Below are 12743 nucleotides of genomic sequence, written 5' to 3'. Positions count from 1 at the left end.
TCCCATCCTGGAGTCAAGACAACTCTTTCCGGAACTGGCTTGACTCCAGGGAGGGGCCATGCTGTGCCGACGTTTCTACCTTTCCAGAATGTCGCTTTTCACAGGGTTTCTACAGAGCACAACGGACGAGCCCCATGATCCACCGGGAGAAGATTCGACCTCATTGACCATAACCAAGCTACCCCGAAGGTTAGCCGCATCGCGGGATACCAATAAACTCATTCACCAGCCCATGAACCACTGGGATTCATGGGCATCTTTTTCTATCGTTTCGCGGTACGGTTCTCCACAGAAGTTGTCAAAATGCAGTCATCTAAGCGAATAGCACAGATTGAACGCGGTTCTGAGGTATCTCAATGAAGATTGTGTTCCTGGGTACGGGGGGGACCTACCCGTCGAAGCTGCGGAACGTCACATCAATCGCCTTGCAGATGCCTGGCGAGGTGGTGATGTTCGACTGCGGAGAGGGCACTCAGAGGCAGCTCATGCGGTCCTCGGTCTCCTTCATGAAGATCAAGAAGATATTCATCTCGCATCTGCACGCGGACCATTTCCTTGGTCTTCCAGGGCTCATCCAGAGCATGAGCCTGAACGGTCGTGAGGATGAGCTCAGTATATTCGGACCGGAGGGCATCGTCGAGACAGTCGACGCGATGATGGGCCTCGGATACTTCAAGAGCGGATTCAAAGTAGTCGCGTCCTCCCTTCGACCCGGCACGTCAATAGATTTCGGCGGATATGCAGTGAAGTGCGTTCGGGCAGACCATAGCATTCCTTCCCTTGCGTTTTCGTTGGAGGAGAAGCCGCGGCGGGGCAGGTTCGATCTGAAGAAGGCCAAGCGGCTTGGCATTCCAGAAGGACCGATGTACCGGAGGCTGCAGGAAGGCAAATCGGTCATCGTCGGAGGGAAGACGATCGCCCCGGACCAGGTATTGGGGAAGTCGCGACCTGGAAGAAAGATCGTCTATTCGGGGGACACGAAACCTAGCAAGAGGGTGGTGGAGCTCGCGCGAGGGGCTGATGTGCTAGTGCACGACTGCACTCTGGACACGTCCCACTCGACTCTCGCTGCGAGGTTCGGTCACTCCACGGCTAAGGAGGCCGCCGGAGTGGCCAAACGTGCGGGCGTGGATGTTCTCTTTCTGGTGCATCTAAGCCCAAGATACGAGGACATCAGCGTGCTCGAAAAGGAGGCGAGGACGGTTTTCAGGAACTCGAGAGTGGCTGAAGATCTCGATGAGTACTTCGTGAGATATCAGGATTAGAACCATATTGGTTATCTGGGACGCGGTTCATACACCCGACGATGCAGAGAGGAACATTCTCCATCGTCGCGAGGGACAAGAGGACAGGCGACTACGGCGTCGCATCCACCACGGCAGCTCCCTGTGTCGGAGCGTTTCTTCCGTTCGCCCAGGAAGGCGTCGGAGCAATAGCCACGCAGGCATGGGTGAACGTGAACCTGGGTTTTCAGGGGCTAGATCTCATGAGGCAAGGCCTGCCAGTGAAGACCGCTATCGAATCGCTGCTTTCCGCGGATGAAGGGAGAGCGAGAAGACAGGTCATCGGAATCGATGCGAATTCCTGTTATGGGTTCACGGGCGACGAGTGTAGCGACTCAAAGGGCCATGTCCTTGGGGACGATTTCGCAGTTGCGGGGAACATTCTAGTCAGCGTAGGCGTGCTCGAGGCAATGGCCGATACCTTCAAGAAATCGAAGGGTGAGCTAGCGCACAGGCTTCTAAGGGCTCTGGTTGCGGGCCAGGAGGTCGGAGGAGACAAGCGGGGCAAGATGTCCGCCGCCCTGCTCGTCGCCTCTTCGAAGCCGAAGCTCTATCATGATTTGCGAGTCGACTGCCACAATCACCCGCTTGACGAACTCAAACGGGTATTCGGGATATGCGAGCAGATGCAGGAGGAGTACGGGAACGACGATGATGGCGAAGTCCTTCGATATCGAGTTGCCACTGTCCGAAGATGAGCGCTCATGGCCCTTCGAATGAGTGTACTCCGTTCGAAAGCCTCGAATTGGGACACCAACACGAATCTCAGTCAATCCAAAACGCATTTATAGCGAAATCGGATTCACCGAAGGTCCAGGAGCAGCGGATAGAAAGCTGTTTGCCTGATCGCTCGCTCCTTGAAGCAACGACAATCGACAACTGAAATCGTTAAGGGGGAACCGAACGATGACATTGCTCGAAGTCAATGGCTTAAAGACATATTTTAAAACGCAAGAGGGCACGCTGAAGGCCGTCGATGGGATCAGCTTCGTTCTGGACAAAGGCCAGGCGATGGGGCTTGCGGGCGAATCGGGTTGCGGCAAGACAACGGCCGCGCTGTCGATCATGAAGCTCCTGCCAGCGAACGGATACATCGCGGGCGGCCAGATCAACTTCATGGGTCAGGACATGTCCAAGATCACCGGTGAAAGGCTGAGAGCCATCAGGTGGAGAGACATTTCAATCATATTCCAGGGCGCGATGAACGCGCTCAACCCTGTCAAGAGGGTGGGAGACCAGATCACCGAGCCTATCCTGCTCCACGAGAAAGTGGACGAGGAAGTGGCCCTGAAGAGGGTCAAGGAGCTCTTCGAGCTTGTCGGGATCAACCCGAACAGGATCAGGGAGTATCCGCACGAGTTCAGTGGAGGAATGAGGCAGAGGGTGATGATTGCCATGGCGCTCGCATGCAGGCCGAAGTTGGTCCTCTGCGACGAGCCCACAACCGCTCTTGATGTCATGATTCAGGCGCAGATCCTGCAGCTGTTGAAGAATCTGCAGAACGAACTGGAGCTAGCTATGATCATAATATCGCACGACTTGTCCGTCCTAGCAGAAACCTGCGAGTTCCTGGCGATCATGTACGCTGGCAAGATTGTCGAGCGGTCCTCTGCGATAGAGGTCTTCTCGAACCCGCAGCACCCGTACACAAAGGGATTGATAGCGGCTTTCCCCAATATCAAGGGCGAGAGGAAGATGCCCGCATCGATCGCAGGCAACCCTCCGAACCTGATCAGGGCACCTGTGGGCTGCAGGTTCGCTGACAGATGCTACATGGCGCAGGATGTATGCAAGGTGGAAGAACCTCCGCTGATCGAGGTTCTGCCTGGGCATTACGCTGCATGTCATTTCGTACGACCGAAGGGGTGAACTGAATGGTCAAGGATATTCTGAGCGTCACGGACTTGCAGGTCTGGTTCCCGGTCAGGCGAGGTTTCATAGAGGGCCTCACATCGAAAGAGCAGCGTTTCGTGAAGGCTGTGGATGGCATCTCCTTCAAGATCAAGGAGAGGGAGATATTCTGCCTGGTCGGCGAATCTGGTTGCGGGAAGACAACAACGGGGAAGGCCATTCTGAGGCTCGTGGAACCGACTGGTGGAGAGGTCACTTACGCTGGAGAGGGACTGACACCTGCTCAGATCAAGGGTGCCTTGGAACGAGCGGTCGCAAAGAAGACCATGACCAAGAAGGAGGCAGAGATCAACATCGCAAGCGGAACCATCGATGTCCGAAGGCTCACCAAGGACAAGATGAAACTGCTCCGGCAGAAGATGCAGATGATATTCCAGGACCCGTACGAGTCCCTGAACCCTAAGCAGTCCATCTACGACATAGTGGCGGAGCCACTTGTGGTCAACAACCTTGGCGCGAACGAGGCCGATAGAGAGAAGAGGGTCGCTAAGGCAATAGACGACGCAGGCCTGAGGCCCCCGAAGGACTTCATGTGGAGGTACCCGCACGAGGTCTCCGGCGGACAAAGACAGAGGATCGGCATCGCAGGCGCGCTGGTCCTTGAACCGAAGTTCTTGGTCGCGGACGAACCGGTGTCCATGCTCGACGTCTCCATCAGGTCCGAGATCCTGAAGCTTATGCTCGACCTCAGGGATAAGAAGGGCCTCACATACTTGTTCATCACCCACGACCTGGGCGTCGCGTATGTCTTCAGCGACAGGATCGGCATCATGTACCTGGGCAAGATTGTGGAGCTCGGTCCGACCGAGGAGGTCATCAAGGGTCCGAAACATCCCTACACCAAGGCGCTCATCTCCGTCGTGCCGAAGCCGGACCCGAGAATGAAGACTGAGAAGATAATCCTTAAGGGCGAGAGGCCCGACCCGGCGCACATCCCGCCAGGATGCCGGTTCCACCCCAGATGTCCGTTCGTCATGGATGTCTGCAAGTCGAAGGAGCCGCAGCCGATGTTCGTCTCGCAGGAACACTGGGTGTCTTGTTGGCTCGAGTCCGGAGAGGGCAAGAAGTGACCAGACCAAGAGCCAGGGAGGCCGGGATCTGGTTCGGGGAGCTGCCCACCGGGCCCAAGAACATGATCACAGACGTTTCCGGGGTCAGGGTCGGCCACTGTAGCATCATAAGGGGTTCGGGGCCACTACTACCCGGGACTGGACCGGTGAGAACAGGAGTGACAGCGATCTTCCCTCATGAGGGCAACTCCTACGAGCGACCAGTCAAGGGAGCGTACTTCGATTTCAATGGTTGCGGCGGACTCACTGGTTCCCTCCAGATCAAGGAGTTCGGTCTCATCGACTCTCCGATCATGCTGACGAACACGATGTCCATGGGTACGGTGGCCGATGCGGTCATCAGGTACATGGTCAAGAGCAACCCCACCGTCGGCAGTCTTGACGATACAATCATACCGATCGTGACTGAGTGCGACGACAGCTACTTGAACGACTCTCAGGGCATGCATGTAAGAGAAGAGCATGTATTGGCTGCGCTCGAAGGAGCCAACTCGACGGTCCAGGAGGGCGCGGTTGGCGCTGGCACAGGGATGAGCTGCTATGACTACAAGGGTGGCATCGGAACCTCCTCTAGAGTTGTCTCCGTGCAAGCAGGGAAGTTCACTGTTGGCACGTTAGTCCTGTCCAACCACGGAGACTGGAACGAGCTCAGGATCGACGGTGTGCCGGTCGGCAGCCTTCTGGGGTCGCCCGACTACAAGCGACCCGAGCAGGGATCTATCGTGATGGTCGTCGCAACGGACGCGCCACTGGATTCCAGACAGTTGGGCAGGATAGCCAAAAGGGCAATCATGGGCCTGGCGACTACAGGTTCTGCATCCCACAACGGGAGCGGAGACATCGTCCTCGCGTTCTCGACCGCGAACATCCATGAGAGATACAGACACAACGGTTTGGTGACCGAGCACCTCTTGCTCGATAGGGACATGAACGTGTTGTTCAGGGCTACGGCGGACTCGGTGGCTGAATCGATCATCAACTCCCTGTTCAAGGCGGAGACGATGCAGGGCAGAGATGACCATGTGGTGATGGCACTCCCGATCGACCGGACTCTGGAGATTATCAAGGAGCACGGACGCCTCAAAAGCTGATGGATGCCGTCAGATACTTTTTTCGCGTGCAAGCGCTATCCGCATCCGCCAAGCGCTTGGTACTAGGTTGGTCCCCACATGACCGCGAAGTCATCCAATCATCTGGACAGGGTCTGGCGAGCAGTGAGGAAGTCCGAGATCGAGAAACTGGTGAAGGACCTCGTGAGGATAGAGAGCCATCCGGAGGTCCCAACGCAAGAGAAGGCGGTCGCCGAGCACATGAACGAGTTCCTTCTTGGTGAGGGGATCGATTCGAGACTGAGGCTTGTGGAGAAGAGCAGGCCGAACGTGATTGCTGTGATAAAGGGGCACGGGAAAGGCAGGAGCTTAATGCTGAACGGACACACTGATACCGTCCCAGCATTCGACATGGATATCCCGCCATTCACCCCTAAGATCGTCAAGGGCAGACTGTATGGCAGAGGCGCCCTCGACATGAAAGGCGGTCTAGGGGCTATGGCGATGGCCTTGGTTGCCATCGATCGAGCCAGAATCAAGCTTGAGGGGGACCTGCACTTTACGGCTGTCGTTGGGGAGGAGCGAAAGAGCGAAGGGACCGAGGACTTGATCCTCAAAGGTCCCAGGGCGGACATGGCGATTGTTGGGGAGCCCACCGACCTCGAGGTCCAGCCTTCTCACAGAGGCCTGGAATGGCTAAATGTGCACTTCTACGGTAAAGCGGCACATGGCGGCCAAGCTGACCGAGGCGTGAACGCGATCTCCATGGCGGCCAAGTTCGTCAACGCTGTCGAGACTGACTTGCTCCCACGGCTTCGGGAGCGCAAGTCCAGGCACACGCTTCCGCCTACTCTCAACCTGGGAGTGATTCAAGGGGGTCAGCAGCCAAGCTCTGTAGCGGAACACTGCGTCATTAGGATCGACAGGAGATGGATCCCTGAGGAGAAGCTCCAGCAAGTCTTTCAGGAGATCTACGACATCTTCGACGACATAAAGAAGGAGGACCCCAGGTTCAGGGCAGAGCTCAAGCGGGACCCCTCAAACATGAAGACCATGAACCATGTACCGAATGTGGTTTCGACAGGGCATCCGGTCGTCAAGTCGTTGGAGAGAGCTGTTAGGGACGTGACCAAGAAACCTGCGAAGACGACCAGCTTCTGGGGATGGACCGATGCTGCCCTCATGACTCACTTCGCAAAGATGCCGACGGTCGTTTTTGGGCCAGGTGGTGCGGGAGCACATGCCCGCATCGAATATGTCCTCGTAGACGACCTGCTCAAATGCCAGAAGGTGTATTCCGAGGTCGCGCTGGACATCTGCGGTTTGAGCATGAAAGGCTAAGAGACCCGGGGCAAGTGTCTCAGGACCTGGCCAGCGCGCTCCTTCGTGTGTTCGCCATTGTCGATCGTCACTGCGCCGTTGACAATCACACTCGTTATTCCTTCCGGGTATCTGTGGGAATCCTCAAAGGTCGCCATATCTCTGATCTTCTCGGGATCGAAAATCACGACATCGGCCGCCATTCCCTTTGCCAGAACGCCCCTGTCAGTCAAACCTATTCGCTCCGCAGGCCACGAGGTCATCTTCCTGATTGCTTCCTCAAGCGAGAACAGCCCCTTCTCAACGACGTATCTCCTGATGACCCGTGGGAACGCGCCGTAGGCCCTCGGATGAGTTGCCGACTTGCCCGAAGGGCCGTAAGGAGCTTCTGCCTACCCGTCGGAACCGATGGACGCCAGTGGATGGCTTATGACCTTCATCACGTCGTTCTCGTCTATCTCATGGAATATAGCTGCTAGTTGAAGTTCCTCGTCCGCTATGAGATCAAGGGCGGTGTCATCTGGGCTCTTGCCGAGCATGGCAGCTATCTGCGTCACGGACTTGTTCTCGAATCTCCTATTGGATTCCCTACTGAAGCCCACAAGGATGATCTTATCCCATCCGGTCTCCGCGGCGATGTCCTCCCAGGTATCGGACGAGTTCCTGAACTCCTCGCATATCCTCTTCCTCGTTTCGGGGTCCGCAAGCCTAGCAAGAATCGTCTCCTTGTCCCCCTCTCTTGCCCATGGCGGCAGGATGGTGTCCAGGGTCGTGCTCGAGGCGGTGTACGGGTAGACGTCAAAGGCGACGTCGACCCCCGACGTCCTCGCATCCTCGATCATCTTGAGCGTCTGGTTCACGACCCCCCAGCTGGACTTGCCGCAAGCCTTATGATGGGATATCTCGACCCTGGTCGGAGCCTCCCGTCCAATCTGGATGGCCTCCCGTACTGCCGACACCAGGGTTCTGCCCTCCCCTCTTATATGGCTGGTGTATAGTCCGCCCATGGAGGCCGATGTGGAAGCGAGGGATACCAGTTCCTGGGTGCTTGAGTAGCAGTCAGGGGCGTATATCAGGCCCGAGGACAGGCCGAATGCGCCCTGGAGCATCGCATCCGCGAGCAGTTGGTTCATCTTGCTGAGCTGTTCTTCATCCGCGCTGACGTCTTTTGTACCGATGACGCTTGCCCGGAGCATTCCCGCTCCGATGAGAGAGGCGACATTGACGGACGTCCTAAGGTTCAATAACCTGAGCAGGTACTCGTCGAGGGTCACCCAGTCGACATAGACATCGAGCATTCTGGCGTACTCTTCAATGTAGTCCTTGGCAGCACCGATCACGGGAGCGGGCGACATCCCGCAGTTGCCTACGAGCTCTGTCGTGACCCCCTGCCGGATCTTGCTCTCTGCCAGTGGATTGCAGAGCAGGGACAGTTCCGAGTGGGAGTGGATATCGATAAACCCAGGGCAAACGACCTTGCCGGCGGCATCGATTGTCACGGTTGCCCTAGAATCTGAGCGCTTGTGAAGGCCGGATATCTTCGTCGCGTCGATTGCCACATCAAGCGGAGTCGCAGGAGCTCCCGAGCCGTCAATGACCCTCCCGCCTTTGATCAGAATGTCGTGCAATGCTTCCTCCCCTGTCCCGAGAGCGAGCTGGTTCGGATTCAGGAATCCCGCCCTGCTTATTTAACGGTTGTCTGGGTTGATGTCCTGCGCATCATGATTAAATCCTGACTTGCCATCCAGGTACCGGTATGAAATACGATTTCAGGTTCGTCAAGTACCAGGGTTGCGGGAACGATTTCATCATCAAGGACGAGATGGAAGGTCCTGTAACCCCTGACTCGGACCGAAGCAAGCTGGCCCGTAAGCTATGCGATAGGCATTTCAAGGTCGGCGCGGACGGTGTCATATTCATCGAGAAGGCAGAAGGCGTGCACGGCTCCATGAGGCTCTTCGAGCCCGCTGGAAATGAAGCAGACATGTGCGGTAACGGACTGCGGTGCGTGGCCGCCTATGTTGCGAACAAGCTAGGCAAAGATGCTGTAGACATCCTGACGAAGGATGGTGTCAAGCAGGTTACGCATGCCGGCGGACAGTATCGCGCGAATATGGGATCCGTCAGGACTGGCACGAAGGACCTCAGAGAGTACATTCCAGGGAGACTGAGTGTGAAGGACGGGCTGATTGTCATCCCGTTAGATTCAACCGAACGGTCCCTGTCCGGATATGTCGTCAACTCAGGGGAGCCGCATGTTGTCGTGAGGTCCGAGCATCTTGGTTCCGAGAACGTGAGGATGATCGGCGACTTGGTGAACGGGGACCGCACTCGCTTCCCCGATGGCATCAACATCAATTTTGTGCAGGTCGTGGGGGATCACGAGATAAAGGTCAGGACCTACGAGCGAGGAGTCTACAACGAGACCATGGCATGTGGGACAGGCGCCACCGCGAGCGCTTTTGTGGCGCACACCCTGGGGTGGGTCAAGCCGGGCATTGTGACAGTACATGCACTCGGAGGGGACATCGGGATTGAGTTCGCCAAGGACGGCAACGCCTATATGACAGGCCCCGCAGTAGCCGAGTTCGAGGGCAAGCTGGTTGCCGAGGTCTGATTATCCGCCTACCTCATCTTCATGAGGACTTCTTCGGCGACATTCAGGGTGTGTTCGACATCCTTGTCTGTATGCTCAGTGCATGTGTAGAACGGCTTGTCAGGGTGGAAGTGGATGCCTCGTGAGATCATGCCAAAGTCGAAAAGCTGCTGCTTCTTCTGGTCACACTTCAGAGCGTCCCTGTAGTCGCACAGCTTCCTCTTGCTGAAGACAATCTTGAACGTCGAACCCGGACCTATAGCTTGGGCCTCAACATTCAGTCTATCGAAGAGATCGTTCATGCCATTTTGAAGCTTCTCCGTGATCCGGTTCAGGTATGGATAGGTCTCTGGTTCATCGAGCACATCCAATGTTGCCATTCCTGCGGCCAGTATTGTCGGATGGCCGTTGAATGTGCCGCCGTGGAAGACTCTATCATCCTTGTTCCTGGTGAAGGGATTGACCACTTCCATGATCTCCCGCCTGCCGAGGAACGCGCCACATGGGAATCCTCCACCGATGATCTTGCCTAGGCACATCAAGTCCGGAGTTACTCCCATCATCGTTTGCGCTCCACCCAGTCGATCCATGCGGAAGCCCGACATCACCTCGTCGAATATCAATACGATCCCAAGCTCAGTTGTCGTCTCGCGGACGGCCTTCAAGAACTCGGGATCTGAGGGGATGAACCCCCTCTGGATCGGCTCCATGATCACTGCTGCCAGATCGCCCTTGTGCGCTCTCAGCAGCCGAATTGTGTTCTCCGTGTCGTTGAAAGGCAGGACCTGTACGCTCTGGAGGGTGTAGTCCGATGTCCCCATCGAACAGGACACTGGCTGGGGGGCCGCCTCCGGCCCGGCTGTCTCCTCGGACGGCGTCAGGCTGACCAAAGCCTCGTCGTAGCACCCGTGATAGTGTCCCTCGAACTTGGCGATTCGGCTCTTCCGTTTGAACCCTCTGGCAACCCGTAGCGCGTGCATGGTCGCTTCGAGCCCGGAGTTCGCGAATCGTGTCATCTCCGCGCTGGGGAAGATGCGGTTCAGCCGCTCAGCCATCTTCACCTCGAGCTCATGTGGCGGGCCGAAGATTGTAGTGCCATCGTCCTCCAGCTGCTTCTGGATCGCTTGCATCACCCTCGGGTGTCCATGCCCCAGAATCAGAGGACCGAAGCACAGCATGTAGTCTATGTACTCGTTGCCGTCTACATCCCAGAGGTGAGATCCCTTCGCACGCTTTGCGTAGATCGGGTACGGTTTGTAGAACTTGATATTGCCCGTGACACCACCAGGGAGGTGTTGGCAAGCGTGCTTGAACAGTTCAAAGCTCTTCGTCGTCTTCGCTTGATATTCAGAGATCGGATCGAATTCAGCGCACACCTGCAATCACCCCAGATATGTCTTAGCGGGATCTAGCGCGCGGAGCGTTGCGATTTCTCTATCCGTCGGCGCGGGAGTGTTCTCCAATCTCTCGACCACCTTGAGCTTCCAAGGGGTGTTCTCCTGAACCTTTTCTAGCGTGACGCCGGGATGGAGAGACACGACGGTCATCTCGCCTGTGATCTCGTCAAACTTCATTGTGCACAGGTTTGTGATGACTGCAAAGGGGCCGCCGCCCTGCAACTTCAGCTGCTTCCACTTCTCCTTGCCGTCGATGAACCCCGGACTCGTCAGGAAGTCCACTTTCTCGACGAACCTGCGTTTCTCGTGGGGGGTTATCACGATGATCTTCTTGACGTTTGACGCGATGTCGCATGCTCCGCCACTGCCAGGCAGTCTGACCTTGGGAGCAGCGTACTGGCCGATGACCGTCGAGTTGATGTTCCCGTATTTGTCGATCTGCGCGCCTCCAAGGAAGCCGACGTCTATCCTACCGCCCTGAAGGTAGTATGCGAACTGCTCGTACATCGAGCAGACGCTCTTCGCGCCCGTGACGAGGCATGGGTCGCCTATGGATAAAGGCATCCTTGTTGGGTTGGAGCCCACCGCCCCCGACTCGTACACCATGTTCAGGTGCGGCGCCTGGAGCTTCTTCGCCAGGTTGGCTGCCAGGTTCGGAATGCCCACGCCTACAAGGACCGATTCCCTGTCCTTGAGTTCCCTTGCCGCTACTATGACCATCAATTCGCTCGGAGTTACTTCTGTCACAGTCATCATCCTCCTCACAAAGTCCCGTAGTCGACGGGCGTGCAGTAGGCCGCCTTCGGCTTCAGCTTCAGCAGCTTCTCCGCCGAGATCTTCTTCATGTACGCCGCCCTGTCCTCGACTCCGAAGACCCATTCATCCAGGTACTTCAATGTCGTGTCGTGCTCCTTAGTTATCTCGTCCCACTGCATGTAGAATTCGTTGTCTCTGTCGTAGTACCCCTGGGTGTATGACGGGTGCGCGCACCATGGCTCGTGCACGACCGCGTGTACAACGAAGTCCGGAATCACGGTCCTGTTCGGGTCGGATCTTATGACCGACTCGTCCACGATGTCCTCTGTGCTGATTATGACCTTCTTGGACGCGAACGCCGCATCCTTCTGCTCACCTATGATCCCCCATATGTGCGAGTTGCCCTCTATGTCACATCTCTGGACATGCACGACCGCCAGGTCTGGCTTCAGCGGCGGTACGATGGACACCTCGTCGCCAGAGTATGGGTCCTTGATCGTCTTCATGTTGGGGTTCTGTGCCGGGAGGTCCGAGCCAAGGTTCGTGCGCATCGGCAGGAACGGCATGTTGGTCGCCCCCGCGTAAAGCCTGCCTGACAGGCCGAAGTGCGTATACTCCTCGATCTCGATCTTGTTCGGCTGGCCCTTCTCCAGGGCCCTCCTGAAGCACCTAAGTGAACCGACGCCAGGGTTTCCGGCGTAGCTGAACATCGCCTTCTTGCAGCAACCGGCAGCTATCATCTGATCGTATATGATATCCGGCGTTGCCCGGCAGAGGGTCATGTTCCGCCTCTTCTGCCGGATGATCTCATGGCCTGCAGCGAACGGGATCATGTGCGTGAATCCCGCCAAGTAGATGATGTCGTCGTCCTTGACGTACTTCGACACCGCCTCCTTCATTGTCATCATCTTTCCAGGGTCCATCTAATCACTTTCCTTCCGCTACTGGGACGAACTTGAATCCGTATCTTATGACGCCCTCTTCGCTGTATATCTTCCTTAGCTCGGTCTTGACCGGCATCCCGATCTTGACCTCCTTCGGGTCGGCGTCCGCAATCTGGCCTATGACCTTCGGGCCCTCCTCGAACTCCACGATGGCCACTGGGTACTGTCCTCCTGCCTTCTCCTGCTCCGCGAATTCCGGGGGCGCACCGCCTGCGCTTATCAGGACGAAGGTGTGGATCTTCCCCCTGCCGCTCATCTGCACCTCCTCGAACTCCGAGGATGCGTTGCAGGACTTGCAGACGCCCTTGGGCGGGAAGTTGATGTGGCCGCACTTCTTGCACTTGTGACCTACGAGCTTGTACCTCTGGGGGATGGTCCTCCAATACATCGGGATTGAAACATGTGCCATATCATCTC

Annotated in this window: 13 protein-coding genes; 7 read left to right on the top strand and 6 right to left on the bottom strand. The window is 56.7% G+C overall.

All coding sequences use genetic code 11. From position 1 onward, the window contains the following. Positions 1-356: 356 nt before the first annotated feature. The 6 genes from rnz to KJ653_08440 all read left to right on the top strand — a co-directional run bounded on the left by rnz (position 357) and on the right by KJ653_08440 (position 6654). Positions 357-1265, top strand: a complete 909-nt coding sequence (gene rnz / locus KJ653_08465; protein MBU0685860.1) for a ribonuclease Z — start codon at positions 357-359, stop codon at positions 1263-1265. Between the two features lie 41 nt (positions 1266-1306). Then, on the top strand, positions 1307-1981 hold the full coding sequence (locus KJ653_08460) for a DUF1028 domain-containing protein (protein ID MBU0685859.1): 675 nt from the start codon (positions 1307-1309) through the stop codon (positions 1979-1981). A gap of 208 nt (positions 1982-2189) precedes the next feature. Next, a complete protein-coding gene (locus KJ653_08455; GenBank protein MBU0685858.1) occupies positions 2190-3152 on the top strand; it encodes an ABC transporter ATP-binding protein in 963 nt (320 codons plus the stop codon). Between the two features lie 5 nt (positions 3153-3157). Next, positions 3158-4264 carry an ABC transporter ATP-binding protein gene (locus KJ653_08450; GenBank protein MBU0685857.1) on the top strand — a complete coding sequence of 369 codons (1107 nt, stop codon included), beginning with the start codon at positions 3158-3160 and terminating at the stop codon, positions 4262-4264. Continuing rightward, positions 4156-5355 (top strand): P1 family peptidase, encoded by a 1200-nt coding sequence (locus KJ653_08445; protein ID MBU0685856.1) that lies wholly within the window; start codon positions 4156-4158, stop codon positions 5353-5355. The genes KJ653_08450 and KJ653_08445 overlap by 109 nt, the downstream gene beginning before the upstream one ends. Positions 5356-5433: 78 nt before the next feature. After that, entirely contained in the window at positions 5434-6654 is a 1221-nt protein-coding gene (locus tag KJ653_08440; GenBank protein ID MBU0685855.1) for an ArgE/DapE family deacylase, read from the top strand. Here KJ653_08440 and KJ653_08435 read toward each other — a convergent pair. Both KJ653_08435 and KJ653_08430 read right to left on the bottom strand, forming a co-directional pair. After that, complete coding sequence (locus KJ653_08435; GenBank protein ID MBU0685854.1) at positions 6651-6953, bottom strand: amidohydrolase family protein; 303 nt, start codon at positions 6951-6953, stop codon at positions 6651-6653. The two genes, KJ653_08440 and KJ653_08435, sit on opposite strands and share 4 nt — an antisense overlap. A 72-nt stretch (positions 6954-7025) precedes the next feature. Further along, positions 7026-8261 (bottom strand): amidohydrolase family protein, encoded by a 1236-nt coding sequence (locus KJ653_08430; protein ID MBU0685853.1) that lies wholly within the window; start codon positions 8259-8261, stop codon positions 7026-7028. Between the two features lie 128 nt (positions 8262-8389). Between KJ653_08430 and dapF the strand changes: the two genes are divergently transcribed. Continuing rightward, positions 8390-9250 (top strand): diaminopimelate epimerase, encoded by an 861-nt coding sequence (gene dapF, locus KJ653_08425; protein MBU0685852.1) that lies wholly within the window; start codon positions 8390-8392, stop codon positions 9248-9250. 8 nt (positions 9251-9258) lie between these two features. On the opposite strand, the gene KJ653_08420 is transcribed toward dapF, so the two are convergent. Genes KJ653_08420 through KJ653_08405 form a run of 4 tightly spaced genes read right to left on the bottom strand, consistent with a single transcriptional unit; the run spans position 9259 to position 12735 of the window. Next, entirely contained in the window at positions 9259-10605 is a 1347-nt protein-coding gene (locus KJ653_08420; GenBank protein MBU0685851.1) for a glutamate-1-semialdehyde 2,1-aminomutase, read from the bottom strand. Positions 10606-10611: 6 nt separating this feature from the next. Then, entirely contained in the window at positions 10612-11379 is a 768-nt protein-coding gene (locus tag KJ653_08415) for a CoA-transferase subunit beta (GenBank protein MBU0685850.1), read from the bottom strand. Positions 11380-11387: 8 nt separating this feature from the next. Continuing rightward, a complete protein-coding gene (locus KJ653_08410; GenBank protein ID MBU0685849.1) occupies positions 11388-12281 on the bottom strand; it encodes a CoA transferase subunit A in 894 nt (297 codons plus the stop codon). A 28-nt stretch (positions 12282-12309) separates the two neighbouring features. Continuing rightward, entirely contained in the window at positions 12310-12735 is a 426-nt protein-coding gene (locus tag KJ653_08405; protein ID MBU0685848.1) for a Zn-ribbon domain-containing OB-fold protein, read from the bottom strand. Between the last annotated feature and the right edge of the window lie 8 nt (positions 12736-12743).

The organism is Candidatus Thermoplasmatota archaeon, from assembly GCA_018814355.1.
GTDB lineage: Archaea > Thermoplasmatota > Thermoplasmata > UBA10834 > UBA10834 > COMBO-56-21.
This window is presented reverse-complemented; position numbering and strand designations above follow the sequence as displayed.